The sequence below is a fragment of the Parabacteroides sp. FAFU027 genome (assembly GCF_022808675.1).
In the GTDB taxonomy this organism is placed as follows: Bacteria; Bacteroidota; Bacteroidia; order Bacteroidales; family UBA7332; genus CAXXIC01.
This window is the reverse complement of sequence record NZ_JAKZKV010000009.1, coordinates 1-20297: the sequence shown is the minus strand read 5'-3', so window position 1 is coordinate 20297 and position 20297 is coordinate 1. Positions and strand designations below refer to the sequence as shown.

17 protein-coding genes and 1 rRNA gene are annotated in these 20297 nt (G+C 41.7%); 8 read left to right on the top strand and 10 right to left on the bottom strand.

Going from position 1 to position 20297, the window contains the following annotated elements; all coding sequences use genetic code 11:
* Nucleotides 1–48: 48 nt before the first annotated feature.
* Nucleotides 49–261 (bottom strand): hypothetical protein, encoded by a 213-nt coding sequence (locus MLE17_RS13750; RefSeq protein WP_243349286.1) that lies wholly within the window; start codon nucleotides 259–261, stop codon nucleotides 49–51.
* 178 nt (nucleotides 262–439) lie between these two features.
* Between MLE17_RS13750 and MLE17_RS13745 the strand changes: the two genes are divergently transcribed.
* From MLE17_RS13745 to nifJ, 3 genes are all read left to right on the top strand, one after another.
* A complete protein-coding gene (locus MLE17_RS13745; protein WP_243349285.1) occupies nucleotides 440–1897 on the top strand; it encodes a glycoside hydrolase family 10 protein in 1458 nt (485 codons plus the stop codon).
* A 149-nt stretch (nucleotides 1898–2046) separates the two neighbouring features.
* Entirely contained in the window at nucleotides 2047–3222 is a 1176-nt protein-coding gene (locus MLE17_RS13740) for an ATP-binding protein (protein ID WP_243349284.1), read from the top strand.
* Nucleotides 3223–3311: 89 nt separating this feature from the next.
* Nucleotides 3312–6857: a pyruvate:ferredoxin (flavodoxin) oxidoreductase gene (gene nifJ / locus MLE17_RS13735; RefSeq protein WP_243349283.1), complete on the top strand. Its 3546-nt coding sequence runs from the start codon at nucleotides 3312–3314 to the stop codon at nucleotides 6855–6857.
* A 280-nt stretch (nucleotides 6858–7137) separates the two neighbouring features.
* On the opposite strand, the gene MLE17_RS13730 is transcribed toward nifJ, so the two are convergent.
* From MLE17_RS13730 to MLE17_RS13715, 4 genes are all read right to left on the bottom strand, one after another.
* Nucleotides 7138–8133: a LamG-like jellyroll fold domain-containing protein gene (locus tag MLE17_RS13730; RefSeq protein WP_243349282.1), complete on the bottom strand. Its 996-nt coding sequence runs from the start codon at nucleotides 8131–8133 to the stop codon at nucleotides 7138–7140.
* A gap of 301 nt (nucleotides 8134–8434) precedes the next feature.
* Nucleotides 8435–10333 carry a right-handed parallel beta-helix repeat-containing protein gene (locus MLE17_RS13725; RefSeq protein WP_243349281.1) on the bottom strand — a complete coding sequence of 633 codons (1899 nt, stop codon included), beginning with the start codon at nucleotides 10331–10333 and terminating at the stop codon, nucleotides 8435–8437.
* Nucleotides 10334–10416: 83 nt separating this feature from the next.
* Nucleotides 10417–10860: a hypothetical protein gene (locus MLE17_RS13720; RefSeq protein WP_243349280.1), complete on the bottom strand. Its 444-nt coding sequence runs from the start codon at nucleotides 10858–10860 to the stop codon at nucleotides 10417–10419.
* A gap of 102 nt (nucleotides 10861–10962) precedes the next feature.
* Nucleotides 10963–11868: a carboxypeptidase regulatory-like domain-containing protein gene (locus tag MLE17_RS13715; RefSeq protein ID WP_243349279.1), complete on the bottom strand. Its 906-nt coding sequence runs from the start codon at nucleotides 11866–11868 to the stop codon at nucleotides 10963–10965.
* 144 nt (nucleotides 11869–12012) lie between these two features.
* Here MLE17_RS13715 and MLE17_RS13710 point away from each other — a divergent pair, with 144 nt between their 5' ends.
* From MLE17_RS13710 to cysK, 3 genes are all read left to right on the top strand, one after another.
* Nucleotides 12013–12318: a hypothetical protein gene (locus MLE17_RS13710; protein WP_243349278.1), complete on the top strand. Its 306-nt coding sequence runs from the start codon at nucleotides 12013–12015 to the stop codon at nucleotides 12316–12318.
* A gap of 681 nt (nucleotides 12319–12999) precedes the next feature.
* Nucleotides 13000–13425 carry a hypothetical protein gene (locus MLE17_RS13705; protein WP_243349277.1) on the top strand — a complete coding sequence of 142 codons (426 nt, stop codon included), beginning with the start codon at nucleotides 13000–13002 and terminating at the stop codon, nucleotides 13423–13425.
* A 218-nt stretch (nucleotides 13426–13643) separates the two neighbouring features.
* Complete coding sequence (cysK, locus tag MLE17_RS13700; protein ID WP_243349276.1) at nucleotides 13644–14582, top strand: cysteine synthase A; 939 nt, start codon at nucleotides 13644–13646, stop codon at nucleotides 14580–14582.
* A gap of 263 nt (nucleotides 14583–14845) precedes the next feature.
* Here the strand turns inward: cysK and MLE17_RS13695 are convergent, their stop codons facing one another.
* From MLE17_RS13695 to MLE17_RS13680, 4 genes are all read right to left on the bottom strand, one after another.
* The gene (locus MLE17_RS13695; protein WP_243349275.1) at nucleotides 14846–15544 is read right to left on the bottom strand and encodes a ComF family protein; all 699 of its coding nucleotides are present in this window, start codon (nucleotides 15542–15544) and stop codon (nucleotides 14846–14848) included.
* Nucleotides 15522–16016 (bottom strand): regulatory protein RecX, encoded by a 495-nt coding sequence (locus MLE17_RS13690; protein ID WP_243349274.1) that lies wholly within the window; start codon nucleotides 16014–16016, stop codon nucleotides 15522–15524. Before MLE17_RS13690 ends, MLE17_RS13695 begins: the two co-directional genes overlap by 23 nt.
* Nucleotides 16017–16115: 99 nt before the next feature.
* Nucleotides 16116–16961 (bottom strand): deoxyribonuclease IV, encoded by an 846-nt coding sequence (gene nfo, locus MLE17_RS13685; RefSeq protein ID WP_243349273.1) that lies wholly within the window; start codon nucleotides 16959–16961, stop codon nucleotides 16116–16118.
* A gap of 52 nt (nucleotides 16962–17013) precedes the next feature.
* Entirely contained in the window at nucleotides 17014–18192 is a 1179-nt protein-coding gene (locus MLE17_RS13680) for a pyridoxal phosphate-dependent aminotransferase (RefSeq protein ID WP_243349272.1), read from the bottom strand.
* Nucleotides 18193–18392: 200 nt separating this feature from the next.
* Here MLE17_RS13680 and MLE17_RS13675 point away from each other — a divergent pair, with 200 nt between their 5' ends.
* Complete coding sequence (locus MLE17_RS13675; RefSeq protein WP_243349271.1) at nucleotides 18393–18803, top strand: heavy metal-binding domain-containing protein; 411 nt, start codon at nucleotides 18393–18395, stop codon at nucleotides 18801–18803.
* A gap of 63 nt (nucleotides 18804–18866) precedes the next feature.
* Here MLE17_RS13675 and MLE17_RS13670 read toward each other — a convergent pair whose 3' ends face one another.
* On the bottom strand, nucleotides 18867–19397 hold the full coding sequence (locus MLE17_RS13670; RefSeq protein WP_243349270.1) for a C40 family peptidase: 531 nt from the start codon (nucleotides 19395–19397) through the stop codon (nucleotides 18867–18869).
* A gap of 791 nt (nucleotides 19398–20188) precedes the next feature.
* Here MLE17_RS13670 and MLE17_RS13665 point away from each other — a divergent pair.
* Nucleotides 20189–20297 (top strand): 16S ribosomal RNA (locus tag MLE17_RS13665); the annotation flags it as partial.

Here is a 20297-nt window from a genome sequence, read left to right as displayed (position 1 = left end):
GTGCAATGTTTTGCAATGAGTGAAGGTCTGGAGTTTGATTATCCAGACTTACTCTTTTTGTTTGTCTTTATCGTTGGGATTTTTCATCATTTTTTCCCTTCTCAGAGTGAAAAAGCGAAGTAGGAGGATGATGCAGAATTGGCCTGCAATTATGGCTCCATAGGTAATCCAGTCTCCGCTTTCCTTATATTTAGGAAAAGCGACAACGGCAATAATTGCCAGGTAAATAATTAGCACAGTGGCCAGAACGTTTGCTTTCATTGTTTGCGTTTTAATATTCTGAATACAAGTGTATTTTTGATTGAGGAAATAAGATGTTATAATCAGTTCAGAAAACAGAAGATCGTTTAATTGAAGTCCGTTGCCGCCATTTTATTCTTTCATTTATTATCTTTGTGAGGATGCCTGGTTTTAAAGCATTGCAAATTACCTGATTAAAATGAAGAATAAATATTTGATTTTGCTTCTCCTTTGTCTGATGGTTGTTTCCCTTTCAGCTATGCCGCCAAAGCATGAGATTCGGGGAGCCTGGCTGACCACCATTTGGCGGTTAGACTGGCCTTCAACACTGGCCAAAGATAGTGTTTCCACTGAAAAGCAGAAGAGTGATTTGTTGAAAATACTGGACCGCTTACAATTTTTAAATTTCAATGCTGTTTTTTTGCAGGTAAGGCTTCGGAATGATGTGATTTATCCATCGAAATACGATGCTTGGACCAAGATGTTGACGGGTAAAAGCGGGAAATCCCCCGGTTATGATCCGTTGAAATTTGCTGTTGAAGAGTGTCATAGACGTGGATTGGAATGTCATGCGTGGATGGTAGTGGTACCGATTGGCAGCGACCGGCAAGTGCGGGAGTTGGGCGAGAATTCATTGGTGAAAAAGAGGCCTGAGCTTTGTAAGAAGATCGGGGATGAGTGGTTTCTTGATCCGGGTCGTCCCGAAACGACAGAGCTTATTTCCGGTATGGCGGCGGAGTTGACCCGAAGTTATGATTTAGATGGTATTCATCTCGATTATATTCGTTATCCCGAAAAAGGTGAACTTCCCGATCGGAAAACGAAAGCAATTTACGGAGATGGATTGAACTTGCCGGATTGGCGACGTGAAAATATCAACCGGATCGTTTTTGCAGTTTATGATTCAGTAAAGGCATTGAAACCTTGGGTGCAGGTGAGTTCTTCGTTGATTGGTAAATATAACGATTTGACAAATGTTTCTTCTCTTGGTTGGAACGGTTTTGCCAAAGTAATGCAGGATGCGAAAAGCTGGCTTCATGCAGGAAAACAGGATTTTATCGTTCCGATGATGTATTTTAAGGAAGAGGTTTTTATGCCTTTTATGTCTGACTGGAAAAAGGATGCATGCAGACGTCCTGTGCTTGGAGGTTTAGCTCTTTATATGTTGAACGAGCGCGATTGGCCAATGGGTACCATAATGAATGAGCTAAATTATACCCGCCTGATAAATTCCGGAGGGCAGGTTTATTTCCGGACGGAGCAGTTGATGAAAAACGTGAAGTCGTGTGCAGATTCTCTTAAATTGGTTTCGTATAGGTATCCTGCTGTTTTTCCACCCATGGTCTGGCAGGATAGTGTGCCACCTGCTTCTCCCCGGGGATTTTCGATCAGGCAAGATAAGAGTAAGTTATTGTTTAACTGGGAAGACGAAGACAAAGAGCCGGGGGTGACATATAATATTTATATGTCTAACCGTCGAAAAATAGATATTGACAATCCTGGAAATATTATAGTTTGTCGTCTGAGAGTGAATCGTTTTGAAATGGAGATTCCCGATGACTTTCGGGGTGATCTGTTTTTCTGCGTTACGGCTTCGGATCGGTATCATAATGAAAGTTTAAAATCAAACATTGTAAAGGTCCGGTTTCTTCGTTAATCTGTTAAGAGTGAATATTCTTACCATAAAAATGCGATATTATTCCCTGCCACAAAAACAAAACAATATTTTTCCTCAAATTTGCAATGTCAGGTTTGCAAAAATGCCATTTTATTGTAAATTTGCATCGCATTTAGAGCAGGAAATTCGTGGAAGCATTCTATAGGACGCATAAATATTTAGTTGAAAATGTCAATTCCCCAGTAAGACGTGATCTGATGAACGAAATTAACTGGAATAGCCGGTTAATTGGAATCAAAGGTTCCCGGGGGGTTGGGAAGACTACTTTTTTACTTCAATACGCTAAAGATAACTTTGGTACGGATCGTTCATGTTTGTATATCAACATGAACCATTTGTATTTTACGGATTGCACTCTGCTCGATTTTGCACGGAAGTTTGTTGATGACGGAGGTAAGACGCTGCTTATTGACCAGATTTTCAAGTATCCAAATTGGTCGGAAGAGCTTAAGCTTTGCTACGAGACCTTGCCGGAATTGAAGATTGTATTCACGGGTTCTTCGGCAATGCGACTTAAAGAGGAAAACCCGGTGTTATTCGGTTTGGTAGACTCTTACTTTTTACGTGGTTTATCTTTCCGCGAGTTTCTTAACCTGATAGCCGGAAAGGATTTTAAATCATATTCTTTAGAAGAAATTCTTGCAGACCATAAGAATATTGCCGAAGAAATTTGCCGTCGGGTGAATCCACAGGCATTTTTTCAGGATTATCTTCATCACGGTTTTTATCCCTTTTTTCTTGAAAAACAAAACTTTACCGAGTCACTGATCAAGACCATAAATCTGATGATTGAGAGTGATATCTTCTTTCTGAAACAGATTGAACTTTCTTATTATCAGAAAATACGAAAACTGCTTTACCTGTTGGCTAATAGCCCCGGCCCTTTAAATATCAGTCAGTTGAGCATTGATATTAATACATCCCGCGCAACGGTAATGAATTATATCAAATACCTCAAAGATGCCCGACTGATTAATATGCTTTATGCTGAAGGCGATGAGTATCCTAAGAAGCCGGCCATGATTTATCTGCACAATACGAATTTGATTTACCCTTTGCAGTTGAAGCAGATTGATGAACAGAATGTCCGAGAAACCTTTTTTTATAACGTCTTGTATAAGGATAATTACCTGAATACCGGTGGTAAAAACGTTCATTTCAAGATAAACAATAAATATAACTTCCGAATTGAAGGCGAGAATATGCGTGGGAAAATTAATCCTGACTTCTATTATGCCCAAGAGGGTATCAAGGTCGGGAATGACCGTATCATTCCTCTCTGGCTTTTCGGATTTCTTTATTAGGCTGGAAAATAATAGAGAGTTTCAAACTCCACTATATATTGAGAGACCCAATTACAATTTGATTAACACCAAATAATTTAAAAACAATTATGACTAAACAAAAGAAGTTCATTACCTGTGATGGTAACCAGGCTGCTGCACATATCTCGTATATGTTCACAGAAGTAGCTGGTATTTACCCCATCACTCCTTCTTCGACTATGGCTGAATATGTCGATGAATGGGCTGCTGCCGGAAGAAAAAATATCTTTGGCGAAACAGTTAAAGTAGAAGAAATGCAGTCAGAAGCTGGTGCTGCCGGTGTTGTACACGGTTCATTGCAGGCTGGTGCTTTAACTTCTACATATACTGCATCACAAGGTTTATTGTTGATGATCCCTAACATGTACAAAATTGCGGGTGAATTGTTACCTTCAGTTTTCCACGTGTCAGCTCGCGCATTGGCTTCTCATGCTCTTTCAATCTTTGGTGACCACCAGGATGTTATGGCTGCCCGTCAGACAGGTTTCGCTATGTTGGCAACCGGTTCTGTACAGGAAGTTATGGATTTGGCTGGTGTTGCTCACCTGGCAACTTTGACTTCTCGCGTTCCTTTCGTTCACTTCTTTGATGGTTTCCGTACTTCTCACGAAATCCAGAAGATTGAAATGCTTGAGAACGACGATCTCGCTCAATTCATCGATCAGGATGCATTGGCTGAATTCCGCAAACGTGCATTGAATCCAGAGAATCCTGTTGCACGCGGTATGGCTCAGAATCCGGATATCTACTTCCAGGCTCGTGAAGCTTGTAACACTTTCTACGATGCAGTACCTGCAATAGTTGAAGATTACATGAATAAAGTAGCTACCGTTACAGGTCGCAAATATGGTTTATTCGATTACTATGGTGCTCAGGATGCTGATCGCGTGATCATCGCGATGGGTTCTGTGACTGAAGCGATCAAAGAAACTATCGACTACATGAACGCTAATGGCGAGAAAGTAGGTTTGGTTTCTGTTCACTTGTATCGTCCTTTCTCAGCGAAACACTTCCTTTCTGTCGTTCCTTCTACAGTTAAGCAAATTGCTGTACTTGACCGTACAAAAGAACCGGGTGCTACCGGCGAACCTCTGTACTTAGATGTAAAAGACTGTTTCTACGGAAAAGCTAACGCTCCTGTGATCGTTGGTGGTCGTTACGGTCTTTCTTCTAAAGACACTACTCCTGCTCAGGTTCTTGCCGTTTACGAAAACCTTGCATTGCCAGAACCTAAAAACGGCTTTACTATCGGTATCGAGGATGACGTAACATTTACTTCTCTTCCTAAAAAAGAGGAAATCGTATTTGAAAACGGTCCTTTCGAAGCGAAATTCTACGGATTGGGCGCTGATGGTACTGTAGGTGCTAACAAAAACTCGATTAAAATTATCGGTGATAACACCAACAAATATTGTCAGGCATATTTCGCTTATGACTCTAAAAAATCTGGTGGTTTTACTTGTTCTCACCTTCGTTTCGGTAACGATCCTATCCGTTCTACTTATTTGGTAAACACTCCGGACTTCGTGGCATGTCACGTACCTGCATACCTCCGTCTGTATGACGTAACCAAAGGTTTGAAGAAAAACGGAACCTTCCTGTTGAACTCTGTTTGGGATGCGGAAGAGACTAAAAAACACCTTCCTGATTTCGTTAAAGCTTACTTAGCTAAAAACAACATCAGCCTTTATATTATCAATGCAACTCAGATTGCAATTGAAATCGGTTTGGGTAACCGTACCAACACTATCCTTCAGTCTGCATTCTTCAAAATCACCGGTGTTGTTCCTTACGAACTGGCTGTTGAGCAAATGAAGAAAGCGATCGTGAAATCTTACGGTAAAAAAGGTGAGAAGATCGTTAACATGAACTACGCTGCTGTAGATCGTGGTGGTGATGTAATTAAAGTGGAAATTCCTGCAGAATGGGCGAACATCGATGCCGAATTTGCTCTTGAGCACACTCCAGCTCCTGAATTTATCCAAAATATCGTTCGTCCTGTAAATGCTCAGATCGGTGATGACCTTCCTGTATCAGCATTCAAAGGTCGTGAAGACGGTACCTGGGAACAAGCAACTGCAAAATACGAAAAACGTGGTGTAGCTGCTCGTGTACCGGTTTGGAAACCTGAAAACTGTATCCAGTGTAACCAGTGTGCTTATGTTTGTCCTCACGCTGCTATCCGTCCGTTCGTGTTGGATGAAGTTGAAATGGCAAAAGCACCTGCTAACTTCGAAACGCTGAAAGCTACCGGTAAACAATTCGCAGGTATGCAATTCCGTATCCAGGTTGACGTACTTGACTGTATGGACTGTGGAAACTGTCCTGACGTTTGTCCGGGTAACAAAAACGGAAAAGCCCTTGAGATGGTGGATATCGAATCTCAATATCCAAATCAGGACAACTGGGACTTCTGTGTAAATGAAGTAGCTACAAAACAACACCTGGTTGACATCAAAGCTAACGTGAAGAACTCTCAGTTCGCAACTCCGTTGTTTGAGTTCTCTGGAGCTTGTTCAGGTTGTGGTGAAACTCCTTACGTGAAATTGATCTCTCAATTGTTTGGAGACCGTCAGATGATTGCTAATGCAACCGGTTGTACTTCTATCTACTCTGGTTCAGCACCTTCTACTCCTTACACTCAGAACGAAAAAGGACACGGTCCAGCTTGGGCTAACTCATTGTTCGAAGACAATGCTGAGTTCGGTTTGGGTATGAACATCGCCGTTACTAAAATGCGCGATCGTATCCAACTCAAAATGGAAGAAGCTATTGCAAAAGACTGCTGTTCTGACGAACTGAAAGGTTTGTTTGCTGAGTGGATTGCTAAGCGTCAGGATGCAGAAGCAACTATTGCTTTGACTGAGAAAATCGTTCCATTGGTAGAAGCATGTGACTGTGAGCCTTGCAAAACTATCGCATCAATGAAAAATCTGTTGATCAAAAAATCACAGTGGATCATCGGTGGTGACGGTTGGGCTTATGACATCGGTTTCGGTGGTTTGGATCAGGTGATCGCATCAGGTCAGGACGTAAACATTCTTGTAGTTGATACTGAGGTTTACTCTAACACCGGTGGTCAGTCATCTAAATCTACTCCTGTAGGTGCTGTAGCTAAATTTGCTGCTTCAGGTAAGAGAATCCGTAAAAAAGACCTTGGTTTGATCGCAACTACTTACGGTTACGTTTATGTTGCTCAGATTGCAATCGGTTCTAACCAGGCACAGACATTGAAAGCTATCCGCGAAGCAGAAGCTTATCCCGGACCATCATTGATCATCGCTTACTCTCCTTGTATTGCTCACGGTATCACTGCCGGTATGGGTAAAACACAAGAAGAAGGTAAGAGAGCGGTTGAGTGTGGTTACTGGCACCTGTGGCGTTACAACCCAGCGTTGGAAGCTGAAGGACAAAACCCATTCCAGTTCGACTCAAAAGAACCAGACTGGAGCAAGTTCCAGGACTTCCTCAAAGGAGAGGTACGTTACACTTCATTGATGAAACAATTCCCTGCTGAAGCACAAGAATTGTTCTCTGCTGCTGAAGAAAATGCAAAATGGAGATATAACACTTACAAACGTTTGGCTGCTGCCAGCTATGTAACTGTTGAATAATCCGATGCATTAAGCATATAATTAAAAAGGTGTCCGAAAGGACACCTTTTTTCGTTGGTAGAAGATGTAAAGCTTACCTTGTAACTCCTCTTTTCTTCCGTCTTTCCTTCTTTTGTGTGTAGTAATTCTCTTGATTCTTGCTTACTTTTTATTTACTGCTCAGGAGATGAGTAAGCAATACCTATATTGCTAAAACAAAGGGGCAACCCATTGTGATGGCTTGCCCCTTAGATATTGTTTTTATCGGAAATGATTTTCTGTCTAAGAAACGGATATATGATTACTGCAAACAAACTTTCTTCGATGCTATAATATTCTTATTGCTATCAAGTAACTGGATAAAGTATATTCCTTTTAGACCGAATTGTTTAAGGCTGATTGTTGTGCTCTCTGTTTTTATGTTATTGAGATAAACAGTCTGTCCTATGCTATTTGATATCCTGATATTACCACCATTCAGAGAGTTAAAATCACTACCGCAATCAATGGTAACCCGGTCTGTCGTTGGGTTGGGATAGACATTTATTTGATTGTTGTAAACAGAGGTTACAGCGGTTGCATCGCCTTTAAATAAGGTATAGATTTCTTCCGGAGTCAATACGCGGTTATAAACCTTGATGTCATCAATTTTCCCGATAAAGTTATTTTCGTAAAGACTGCTGGTATTGGGGGCGCCAATAATCAATGACTTAGAGGTGCGGCTACTCGAAGTTGTATTTTTTGTGGGAGAGCTGACTGTCAGTTTGTTATTTACATACACACTGTAGTTGCCATAAAGATTGTCATAGGTAAATACGATATGGCTCCATTGGTTGAGCGGATAACTGCTGATCAGGGTATCACAAGCCATTGTAAGAGTCTTTCTGCCAATTTTGATTTTTCCATTATTCCAGAGTAGGTAGTATCCCAGGGAGTTGGATTGTCCTCCGGAAGACATTATATACTGGTTCACCGAATTATTTATCCCGTTGAAGATTGTGGTAGTCGGATAAATGGAAACAGATATTGTCATGCTTTCATTGTCACCGATTGGATCGTCGCCACACGTGATTCCTTCGCCACTATATCCATGAAATAGATAGGCACTGTTTGTCTTTCCGGATCTGTCATCGGTTAGTGATGCAAAAGAGACAACTCCATTGTTCGTATTGCTTACTTCATTATTTGCGTTGCCATTAAACGGATAGCTTAATACTAATCCTGTAGTAGGCATTTGAGCAAAACTCATCAATGTAATCAAAAGAAAAGTCAGAGAGAGTAGGTATTTTGTTTTCATAACTTAATTGGTGATTGTATTTGACTACAAAAGTATTAATTTATACGATTAATATCTACTTAAAACCGTATATGGGGGCTTAAAGTTTACGTTTAGTCGTTTTTTACGATAAAAATCTCTTATTTAGCTACATCTCAATCCTGAAATAGAATCCTTTTTCCATTGACCTTACAGCAATAGTTCAATGGTCAGATATTATTTCAAAAACTTATTACTTTTCGCTCCAACTTTGGCCTTAACTTTGACAATGTCGATTCCTGAGTTTAAAGTGCCGATCTCAAGCTTTCGGATAGCTCCGGTCTTAGAAAGATACTTTTATCTTTTTTGAGTCAGTCTTAACAATATAAATAGCACCTTTCCTGGCATTAAGGATCACTCCATCAGTTTGAGATTTAACCGATTGCAGCAATTGTCCATAAACGGAATAGAGTCTGATTATTTCCCCCTCGGGTACTCCATGGACTACAATTCCCGATTCTGTGGTAAATACGCTTATAGCATTATCATTGGCAGATATATTTCCAAGTGTTATACCCTCGAAATTTACGACTAGACTTCCATTGGAAGTAATAGCTGGTACCGTATATACATTCCCGGTTAATGAGGAGGTAACGTCGTTCCCATTATAGAATACCGACTTGATTTTATATCCATCCGAAGGAGTGAAGTCAAACGATGGCGTTTCACCATAGTAATAGTTGAGGTTTGTTGTGCCGGAACCACCCGTTTGAATACTGAGTTTATACACTGCACGTTGAAATGTAACATTTAACGTTGAATTAGCTGTAATTGTCGGTATTGTGTACTGATTATTGACTAATTGTGATTTTACATTACTTCCGTTGTAACTTATTGTGGATAAGCTATAACCGGCATTTGGTACAATGGTAAATGTTTTGGTTGTACCTTTTTCTATACTTACGACAGATCCATTGCCTAATGTAACATTATCAGCTTTGACTGCACCGTTAGCTCCAAGCGATAAAGTCACTGTAAAGCTATTAGAGGTCAATCCTTTGCTGTAATCTACGATCCCATAGTTGATATTATCATAATAGTCATAGATTTTGTTAGTGATTTCGGTTGCATTGGTCGTTCCCCACCAATTGTTTTGAGCAGTAATGTTTTGCGCTGCCAGATTCTGGATATTGTATTGTGTGTTATTGTAGATATCTGAAGAGTCAATTTTCATGCTATTGTTGGCTGTAACCTTAACCCCTATGGTATTATTTATGAGATGTGACTTAGAAATGCTATTGTTCCCTCCAAATAATTCAATTGCTGTTCCTTGTCCGGAACCATCTACTGTTGTTCCTGTCATTTTTAGGTTTTTGCATTTTATACCAAAGCCTGTATTATAGGTAATGGTGCTGTTGGATATTGTTGCTCCATAATCAGAATTGCTTAAATTAATGGGGGAATTAATGATTTTAGAATCCTGAATACTGAAACTATAGTAATTGTTGTAATCGGTAAAGCTTGAATTTTCAATCGTAGATTTAATTACTTGTATGTTCGCTCCGCAACAACCTAATGTGAACTGCGTATTATTAGCACTGGAATTATTTACCGTAATGCCTTTATTATAACTATCAGAGTTGATCACTGATCCTGTAATACTACTATTGTTTATACTTATCGGCTCACTTCTGGGATATACACCTCTGACTGTGGTGGATGTTATTGTTGCATTGTTGATGACCATTGCCGCAGTAGTTTCATACCCTTTTGTATAAACTGTCGTTTTATTAAATTCGGCATTGTTTATTGTTAGTGTACCGGTTGCTTTTATTGGACTTTGGCTATATTCGGATTCATCTTCTAATTGAAGTCCGTTTTTAGGTCCGGTGAATTTCAAATAGGACAATTGTGAATTACTTAGATTGGTACTTCTAAACATTATCATGGCTTTACCGGAAGTATTCCCCGTAAATGAAATCGGAGATGTTGCAGTTCCATTTGCAATAAATATTCCTTTTACCAGGATTTGATAATCGCCGGTAAAATTGATTACAACACCGGGTTCAATGGAGAGCGTTATATTTGCCGGGACTTGTACATCTCCGGTGATATTGTATGGGCTTCCGGAAAGAGTCCAGCTTGTGTTGGTAAAATAAGCACCACAGACATTGGTTTGAGCAAATGTTCCGATCGTGATGAAAAATAATAGTTGTGTGATAAGTCCTCTTAAATGTTTCATACTATAATAGTTTCTTGATTTATGTGATTTTGCATTCTACCTCATAGGGAGATTTGTGGTAATCCAGTCTGGATATCCTTATTTCAGAATGTGATATTTACCCCAAGTCCCTCTTTGGCAGGTTGTATATATACTTGTTTGTCGTTATTCCTCTCTCTGTTGAGGGCTTCACCGGCTTTATGTTCATAGGATATTCCAGTGAAATGAGTGATCAGAGAGACAATCCCAAAAGCTAAGCCTCCGATTGTTATAATACTTCGGGTGTCTTTATCATCAATGGTAGGGGATAATCCGATTATAAAACCGCCGGCAATCTGTGTGAGAGTAGAGGTCAGTCGTGCATTCGCAGCTTTTTTGAGATAATCCCCGGGAGTAATCGTGCTATTTTGAACTGTTGTATTGGTTTGTTGTGTTTCTGTGGTTTTACTACTGCTCTGGTAAATGGCATCATCGTCGATAGATTTCTTTTGGGCCATAACAGTTGTGGCAATGAATGTGATTAGGATAAGTAATGTTAGTTTCTTCATTCCTTTGTTTTTGGTCATTACGGTTTTTATGTTTGGTTTATTAAAGTCGTTAAATCAAATCCACCGGGTATAAAATGTTACCCGGTGGATATTATGAGGTACTTATGCTTTCACCATCTTCACTTCCAGCATATACATCTCCGACGCCGAAACGGTAATCGTATGCGTTTGCGTTTGATAGCCAATTTTGCTTATCGTTACCTGATAGATTCCTTCGTTAAGTGATTTAATCTGAAAGCCTCCTTTTTCTGCCGATTTCTTCACTACTACTGGGTCGATATGCCCATTAATACAGAAGGTGAAGGTCACGTCTGTTAGGGGGAGGCCTGTGTTGACATCTGTTGCGTACCCTTTGAGAGCCAATGGGCTTCCGCCTGTGAGGATTATTTTACGTGCGGCTTTGTACCGGTTGTAAAAATCAGGTTGCATCAGGTGGAGAATTTCTACCACGCTGTCGATTTGAGCAATTGCTCCATCGGCCAGATCGAAGCCGCTGTTGAGCATATTTGAACTATCCGATTGTTCCAATTGGTTTTGACGACGTGCGGGGATAAAGCTTTCAAACTTTATAATTAAGGTCATATAGTTACTCTGCGAATTCACAGTCAGGAAATAGCCAGACAGACTCAGAATGTGCGGGTCTATCTTTCCATGAAGTCCTTTTGATATATTTACCAATTCGTAGTCGGATGCTGCATTTAAATCCGCTTTCTGGATCTTAGTCTCTGCCAAAAGGTTACTGTCTTTAGAGTATGAAGCATAAGCCTGGATTTTTCTGGAATTGTCAAGCGTGGTCAATTCCAGTTCAGTACGTGTTTCTTTTTTGAGCTCAACGGCCTTTCCGCTAAGTTGCAGTACACTGTTTTGCTGGATTTGCAGGATGGCATTGTCCAGTGTAGTCAAAAACTCTTCGATGTTTGGCAATAGTGCCGTAATCGCTGCATTGGCTCTGAGGAATATCCGAACTGTCAGATACATCTTCAGTTTACTCTCTTGTCTTGAAGTCATAATAATTCTATTTGAAATGTTTGATATTACAAAAGCATCAATACAAAATATGTTGCGGGTCTTTTCTATAAGAATCTTTCAATTATGTTTTCACTTTAGTAATGACAATAGCATGTTACCGCAGCCATCGTCTTCGGACTTGCAGTGCTCGTCTTTGCTTGTGCAGCCATCGTCTTCGGACTTGCAGTGCTCGTCTTTGCTTGTGCAGCCATCGTCTTCGGACTTGCAGTGCTCGTCTTTGCTTGTGCAGCCATCGTCTTCGGACTTGCAGTACTCGTCTTTGCTCGTGCAGTCATCGTCTTCGGGCTCGCAGTGCTCGTCTTTGCACGTGCAGTCATCGTCTTCGGGCTTGCAGTTCTCGTCTTTGCTCGTGCAGTCATCGTCTTCGGACTTGCAGTGCTCGTCTTTACTCGTGCAGTCTTCGTCTTCGGGCTTGTAGTGATTTTTTAGACTGGAACAATCTTTGACTTGGTTATTTGCAATTCATGATTTATCTGATTGTCCTTGCAAAGACCATGTAATCGAGCCATTTTTACCTTTTGCTGCTTTAGCTTACGGCTTGTGAAAATCATATTTGAAAGAGCGAAATATACTTTAGCTATAATTCTTGAAGGGTTATTACGGTAATTGGGGTTATTTACTCCGATTTTTATAGCTAATGTATATTGAAAGGGTTATAATGTTCAAAGTTGAGGAATTAATTTCTAAATAACAAGGATTAAACAAATAATTTGTAACAAAAAAAGAGTGGATAAAGATGGGTAAGATCGGTTGATTTGTTCTTATGCCTTAATAATAAGGGGATTATATTGAAAGATGTCATTGCGGAATAGGATCTTTACAATTAAAGAATAGCCGTTAGATTATTCTGATTGTGTTTTATTCCCAATATTACTGAAATCGCCGGTTAATATCCGGATTTAACTCCTGATATATACAATTTCCCTCAAAATATATAGATAAGAAAGGGCTGCTTATTAAAAAATAGAATGGGATATTTGTCTCTTTTGTAAGGCTATAATGAATAGATTCCTATCTTTGTATTGTTGCCACATTGGAAATATATGGCTATTCTCCTGATTTGCTGTTCATACGTAAAGAAAATCATAATAATACCTAATAGCACTACCTATGAAAAAACAACTCGTAATCCTCCCCCTGGTAATTTTCGCAACATTATTTCAGTCAAAGGCTGTTAAACCCATCACCGGAACCTGGCTGATGACCAAATCCATACTTAATGGACGTCTTTATCCCAATGACGGTCATTCCTATAAGCGGATAAACCCAAAAGGAACCTTCACCAACTTCAGTAAAGATTTGAGTATGGAGACTCCTTTGATGAAGGGGAAATATTTCGTGGCCAATGATTCGGTCTATTCCGAGTGGGTCATCAATGATAAATCCCAGAATCAGGAAGACAACATCAATACCTTTATATATACGTTGAAGGGTGATACCCTCATCCTCAAAGGAAGCTACTTCGTCGCCCTGGATCTCAATCGCGGGATTTATGGAAAGGTAAAGATGGAGCAGTCGTGGGTAAAGGCTGAGTAAATACCTGAAAGTGAAAGGAAAAACCGGTCTTCCCGATTTTATATAATGGACTGAATTTTAGAGGCCAAAACCCTCATTCCTTCACTCCCTCATCCCCTCAATCCTTCAATATCACCGCATTTAGGTAAGAAAATACCCAATTTGCGGTATTTCGGAGGCATCATTTTTGTTGTTACTTTGCAATATCAAATTAATCCAACACTAAAAAACATAACATCATGGCTAAGATTGCAAAAAACCTTACAGAATTAATTGGTAACACACCTCTTCTCGAACTGGGTAATTTCGCCAAATCACGTAACATCGAAGCGAGCATTATCGCTAAACTGGAGTATTTCAACCCTGCGGGCAGCGTAAAAGATCGTATCGGTTACGCGATGATTGCAGATGCCGAAGCGAAAGGCATTTTGAAAGCCGGTGGTACTATCGTAGAGCCAACCAGTGGTAATACCGGTATCGGTCTGGCATTCGTATCGGCTGCCAAAGGATACCGCCTCATCCTCACCATGCCTGAAACCATGAGCGTGGAGCGCCGCAACCTGTTGAAAGCATTGGGCGCAGAGCTGGTATTGACTCCGGGTGCTGAAGGAATGAAAGGTGCGATCCGCCGTGCACAGGAATTGGTTGAAACGATCCCGGGTGCAATTCTTCCCCAGCAGTTTGAGAATCCCGCTAACCCGGAAATCCACCGCAAGACAACAGCTGTAGAGATTCTTCGTGACACTGACGGCGAAGTAGATATCTTCGTGGCCGGTATTGGTACAGGTGGTACTATCACGGGGGTGGGAGAGGTGTTGAAACAACATAACCCGAATGTGCGTATCGTTGCCGTAGAACCGACTGACTCACCTGTGCTTTCAGGTGGTAATCCCGGCCCGCACAAGATTCAGGGTATTGGCGCCGGCTTCGTTCCGGGCGTGCTGAACACCAAGATTTATGATGAAATCATCACCGTGGCTAACGATGATGCATTTGAAACAGGTCGTGCTTTGGCCAAAACAGAAGGTCTTTTGGTGGGTATCTCATCCGGTGCAGCAGTGTTTGCCGCTCAACAACTGGCGCAGCGTCCTGAAAATAAAGGAAAGAAAATCGTAGTGATTTTGCCTGATACCGGTGAGCGTTATCTTTCTACCTTGCTTTACAACTTAGGCGAATAAGCCTTCTTTTATAGATTGCCGAATGAATTGATTTATTGTGTAATTGATGATTAGTGAGCGCTGTCCTTAGCAATAGGGGCGGCGCTTTCTTTAGTGTGACCTGCCCAAGCACCTCCGAATGAGGGGAGAAAGAAATCACTTCATGGACTTTGAGTGGGATAGCGTTCAGCGGCTTCATGCCGCTTGACGCGTAATTAGTATGACGAACGTTTCTCCGTGAAAATCCGTGTTGCGTAGCATCCGTGTCATCCGTGTGCCAACAATCACGCCAGAATCGCCAGCCCCAATGTAAAAACACTCACTTTAACCCCTTCAACTTCCAGCAGGGTAGTGGCGCACGATTCAATGGTCGCTCCGGTGGTCAGCACATCATCCACAATGAGGATGTGTTTGTGGTGAAGTGTTGAGGTATTCGCTATCTTGAAAATCTCTTTGACATTCAGCCAGCGTTCGATGGCGCTCTTTCGGGTCTGGGTTTTGTTGGACTTAATTCGTTTGACTCCCTGTGTCTCCAATGGAATATCGAGCGCTTCTGCCAGCCCTTTGGCGATCCATTCAGCCTGGTTATAACCGCGCTTTCGTTCTTTCTTTATATGTAGGGGAATAGGCACGATACAATCCACATCGGTGAAAATACCGTCCTGCTTCAGTTCCATACCTGCCTGTCTGCCGAGGAATTCCCCAATGTCTTTACGATTCTTGTATTTGAGCAAATGAATCAGGTGGCTGAAGTCGCTACCTTTATTAAAGTAGATGAGAGAAGTGGCCGCTTCCACCGGGAACTTGCCCCGCAGACGTAGTTCAGTCTGGTTGTCACGGTCTTTGTGGAAGTCGGTTCGGGGAAGTTTATAAAGGCAATGCAGGCAGATAACCTTTTCGCTCTCCATCAGTTTGTTCCCGCATGCAGCACACGTCTCGGGAAACAATAGCAGCAACAAATCATTCCATATCGTCCGCCACATGCCCCAGTATTTTAGGTATAACCTTGAAAATAACATCCGATTCAAATCCCCGCGAAGCCGCGAAACGGTAAAGCTTGGCTTTTAATTGCTGCGGGTCTTTGTCTTTCAGCGTTTTGCGTTTTTGTTTGAGAATGGTCAAAAGGCAATCGCGGTACTCCTCTTCATCAATCAACTCCATCGCATCATCTATGAGGTGCGCATTCACCTTCTTCTGTTGCAGCATGATGCGGATTTTGATTCGTCCCCACTGGTTGAAGCGGAATTTATCCTTGATAAATGCAGCCGCAAATCGGCTTTCATCCACGAATTGCTCTTCCACCAGTCGTTTCAATATTCGCTCCTGTGCTTCCTCTTCCACGCCCCAGTTTTTCAGTTTATCACTGACCTCGCTCAGGCAATGCTCACAGGTGGAGCAAAAGGCTGCAGCTTTGTGAAGTGCTTCGGCTTCGGAGAGTTCGGTTTTTGTTTTCATTGATTCTCTGATTTCGGATTAAAGAACAAAGACAAAAGAACAAAGACCTGTTTACACAAAAAGGTCTTTGTTCTTTTGTCTTTAATCTAATGTCTTATATTATTTTACCATACTTCTCAACAGCGCAATCTCTTCTGCCCAAAGACTTTCGTCTGGTGTTTCCAATACGATAGGCATATTGTCAAAACGGGGATCATTCATAAACCGTTCGAAGAAAGTCAGGTCCAGCAAGCCTTTACCCACGCTTTCATGACGGTCCACCCGTGAGCCGAGTGCCTTCTTCGTGTCGTTGAGGTGGATGCCTTTGAGGTATTGCAGGCCGACAATCCGGTCAAAGTCCTGAAATACGGTTTCGTAATTATCCGCATTCAATATGTCATATCCGGCAGAGTAGGAGTGGCAAGTGTCGATACAGACCCCCACGCGGGATTTGTCATTCACACGCTCGATAATATATGCAAGGTGTTCGAATTTGAATCCCATGTTGCTGCCTTGTCCTGCGGTGTTTTCGATTACAGCGGTTACGCCTTGGGTTTTCTCCAGTACAATATTAATCGATTCGGCAATGCGGGAGAGACACTCTTCTTCGCTGATTTTATTCAGGTGACTGCCCGGGTGGAAGTTGAGTAACGATAGTCCCAGTTGCTCGCAACGCTGCATCTCATCGAGGAAGGCTGCACGGGATTTAGCCAGGCCCTCTTCCTCCGGATGTCCAAGGTTAATCAGGTAGCTGTCATGAGGCAGGATATGTTGCGGCAGGATACCCATCTTCTCGCAATTCTCCTTAAACTGTTTGATACTTTTCGCCGTCAACGGGGCTGATACCCATTGTCTTTGGTTTTTGGTGAACAATGCAAAAGCATTTGCTCCGATTGCTCCGGCATTCAGCGGTGCATTTTCCACACCACCCGATGCACTGACGTGTGCTCCGATATATTTGGCCATAATCTTTATAATGTTGAATTTATATTAGTTCTCTAATTTCAAATCAATTGAATTAAGGTGTTTTTATTTTCCTCGTTTGGAAAGGGCTGGGGGAGGTCAAGTATCTCTCCAACCTATCCAATCCTTCCTTTATATTCTCTAGCGAATTAGCATACGAAAACCGCACAAAACCTTCCCCTTTGGTACCGAAATCGACTCCCGGTGTAATTCCTACATGAGCTTGTTCCAATACATCAAAAGCAAACTTGTACGAATCACTTGTGAACTTCCGTGCATCAGCTAAAACGTAAAAAGCCCCTTGTGGTTCAGTTTTAATCTCAAATCCCATCTCACGCAAACGTTGAATCATATAGATGCGTCTCTCGTTGTAGATGGCTTTCATCTGTTCCACATCCGCATCGGCCTGTTCCAGAGCGGCTATTCCTGCAGCTTGTGCTGTGGAGGGTGCACAGATAAAGAGGTTTTGCTGGAGGATTTGCAGGGTACGCATATATTGTGGTGGCGCAATCAGGTAGCCCAGGCGCAATCCTGTCATCGCAAATCGTTTCGAGAAACCGTTTATGACAAAGGCATTGTCTGTAAACTCCAAAATAGAACGGGCCTTTCCATTGTAAACCAGCCCGTGGTAAATTTCATCGGAAATAATGGGGAAATCGAGTTTGGCCAACTCTTCAAATACCGCATCATCGACTAATGTCCCTGAAGGATTCATAGGTGAGTTGATGAATAAGGTACGGGTTTGAGGAGTTATGGCCTCTTTTACCTTATCAATATCGTATTGGAATCCGTTTTCAGCATTCACTTCCACCTCCACCGGTACGGCACGGCAAGCCAATGCAAAATTTCGGTAACAGGGATACCCCGGATTGGTCATCATTACTTCATCGCCAGCCTGGCATAGGGTCATCAACGCCATCAATATCGCCGGCGAACTACCCGATGTCACTACGATGCGGTCAGGTGTTACCGTTACATTGTATTCTTTTTTATAGAACCGGCAGATAGCTTCCCGTAGTTCCAGCGAACCTAACGAATGGGTATAATGGGTCTGCCCTTTCTGTTGTGATGCCGAAGCCGCTTCAGCAATACACTCCGGCATATCGAAGTCGGGTTCGCCCACCTCCATGTGGATGATGTTAATTCCCTGCTTCTCCAGTTCAGATGCGCGCTCCAGTACCTCCATTACGATAAAGGGAGTCATCTGTTCGGCATCCGGATTGATTCTGTTCATCTTTCTGTGATTTATAAGCAGTTCAAAGTTCTGAATTTTTCGTGAATCTACCGAACGAGTGAGTGATAAACCTTTGGATTCCGGTTTTTATTCTGTGACGGGAACTTTTTGTGCTTTTAATTCGTTTATTGAGAGTGTGTTTTACCGGCTGTAATGTGCCGAAACGCCTGTTTTTTTATTAAACAATTAAATGTACTGCTATGAAAAAGACTTTTTTTGCTTCGTTGGCCCTTTCTGTAGGCTTGTTTGTTGCGTCATGCCCCGGCATTGTAAATGCTCAGAGTTCCCTGAAGAAAGTTGTTCAGACTCAAAAGGTGGAAAAGACCTATTACACCTGTCCGATGCACCCACAGATTAAAAAAGACAAGGCTGGCAAGTGCCCGATATGCGGCATGGCGTTAGTCGAAAAGAAAGTAGAAGTGAAGAAAACGGTCAGGATGCAGAATGTACAGGATTCTGCGATGGTGAAAAGACAACACATGATGAAAAAAGGAGGGGATATGCGCATGAAGCGTGATTCTATGATGAAAAAAGGTCACATGATGAAAAAAGAAGGGATTCAGAAAATGAAGAGAGACACGGCTAAGGTGAAACGCCGTATTGGCATGTAATTCTATAATTGTAAAATATGAAACCGCTTGCGTAATGAACAGATTACTCAGGCGGTTTCTTTTTTATCGTACTCTTCCTGCACAAATCCAGGCTTTGCGGTAATAATCTTCGTCCAGACTACTCACCATTACCCCTTTAGAAGTCGAAGTATGGATGAATTTTCCATCTTTCAGGTAAATCCCCACGTGTGAAATCGGATTGCTTCGTGATTTCATCGTATTGAAAAAGACCAAATCTCCTTCTTGCAGTCGATTCTTAGAAATCTCCTTGCAGTTTTTACTGAAGATATCCCTCGAATTGCGGGCAATCTCCTGGTTATATACCGTTTTATAGATAAGGTACACGAAGTAAGAGCAATCAATACAACTGTTTCCGGTGCCCCCATCGCAGTGTGGAGTATTTAACCAGATCGCAGCTTCGCGATAAAGATTAAGATTGTCATGATTTGAAATCGCGAAACCATACAGTTGAGACAACTCTTTCCTGTCGTAATTCCGGATAGAAACATGATGCTTGCTTTTACATGAGCTCAAAGTAATCATGCAAAGCAATAGTAGTTTTATCCAAACTTTAGATTTATTCGTGGCTTTCATATATAATAATGTGTATATTACTCGCAAACTTACGAAAATCCCCTCAAACCCTTTTATCCGGGCGCGCCCCTCGTATCCTCGGGTCGGGCTTTCCGCTACTATCCCTCGCGCAGAAGGTTACCCACCGATTCGCCGAAACCGCACCAAACCTTCAAGGTTTTTGAAAACCCTGGAGGTTTAAATACATCCCAACTTTACCAAAGTTTCAAACTTTGGTAAAGTTTTTCTCCACAAAATATCCCCCAATCCGTAATCAGTCCTCAAAAATTCCTCCATTTGGAACCAAAATGCACCCACTGAAAAATAGAATTTCATCACAGGTTCTGCTCAACTTCGACTTTTTATCATTCCCTCCGTCCCTCACCCCCTCAATCCCTATACTTACCCTCAGTAGGTTATGTTCTTTAACAGAAAAAAGGCGTCGTATAATTTGGAGCGAATAGATAAACCGACTACTTTTGCACTCGCTAAACAGGAAGGGCAGCGGCCCAACGGAGTAAGCTTGAAACTTTTGAAAATAAAAATCTGAAAAGATTTGGAAGATAAAAAAGAAAAGCGTTATCTTTGCAGCCGTTTCGCTAAAACTTTTGGTGAGGCAAAATGAAAAGAGTTCATTGAAGAAATTATAGATAGACAAGTAGTACAAAACTGCTTTGTTCAATAAAGACCAGTGATGGTAAAGAATAAAGCAAGGGAAAAATTAAACCGTCAATTAGCAATAGTTGGAGTAAGGATTAGCTTGAAGGTATTAAAACGAATCGCCTTAAAACGATTCACAAAAAACAAATAATACAACGAAGAGTTTGATCCTGGCTCAGGATGAACGCTAGCGATAGGCCTAACACATGCAAGTCGAGGGGCAGCACTTCGGGTGGCGACCGGCGCACGGGTGAGTAACGC

Coding starts and splice junctions, on each gene's coding strand:
- MLE17_RS13750 (WP_243349286.1), bottom strand. CDS start 261: ATGAAAGCAAACGTTCTGGCCACTGTGCTAATTATTTACCTGGCAATT.
- MLE17_RS13745 (WP_243349285.1), top strand. CDS start 440: ATGAAGAATAAATATTTGATTTTGCTTCTCCTTTGTCTGATGGTTGTT.
- nifJ (WP_243349283.1), top strand. CDS start 3,312: ATGACTAAACAAAAGAAGTTCATTACCTGTGATGGTAACCAGGCTGCT.
- MLE17_RS13730 (WP_243349282.1), bottom strand. CDS start 8,133: ATGAAAACAAAATACCTACTCTCTCTGACTTTTCTTTTGATTACATTG.
- MLE17_RS13725 (WP_243349281.1), bottom strand. CDS start 10,333: ATGAAACATTTAAGAGGACTTATCACACAACTATTATTTTTCATCACG.
- MLE17_RS13720 (WP_243349280.1), bottom strand. CDS start 10,860: ATGAAGAAACTAACATTACTTATCCTAATCACATTCATTGCCACAACT.
- MLE17_RS13715 (WP_243349279.1), bottom strand. CDS start 11,868: ATGACTTCAAGACAAGAGAGTAAACTGAAGATGTATCTGACAGTTCGG.
- MLE17_RS13705 (WP_243349277.1), top strand. CDS start 13,000: ATGAAAAAACAACTCGTAATCCTCCCCCTGGTAATTTTCGCAACATTA.
- cysK (WP_243349276.1), top strand. CDS start 13,644: ATGGCTAAGATTGCAAAAAACCTTACAGAATTAATTGGTAACACACCT.
- MLE17_RS13695 (WP_243349275.1), bottom strand. CDS start 15,544: ATGTGGCGGACGATATGGAATGATTTGTTGCTGCTATTGTTTCCCGAG.
- MLE17_RS13690 (WP_243349274.1), bottom strand. CDS start 16,016: ATGAAAACAAAAACCGAACTCTCCGAAGCCGAAGCACTTCACAAAGCT.
- nfo (WP_243349273.1), bottom strand. CDS start 16,961: ATGGCCAAATATATCGGAGCACACGTCAGTGCATCGGGTGGTGTGGAA.
- MLE17_RS13680 (WP_243349272.1), bottom strand. CDS start 18,192: ATGAACAGAATCAATCCGGATGCCGAACAGATGACTCCCTTTATCGTA.
- MLE17_RS13675 (WP_243349271.1), top strand. CDS start 18,393: ATGAAAAAGACTTTTTTTGCTTCGTTGGCCCTTTCTGTAGGCTTGTTT.
- MLE17_RS13670 (WP_243349270.1), bottom strand. CDS start 19,397: ATGAAAGCCACGAATAAATCTAAAGTTTGGATAAAACTACTATTGCTT.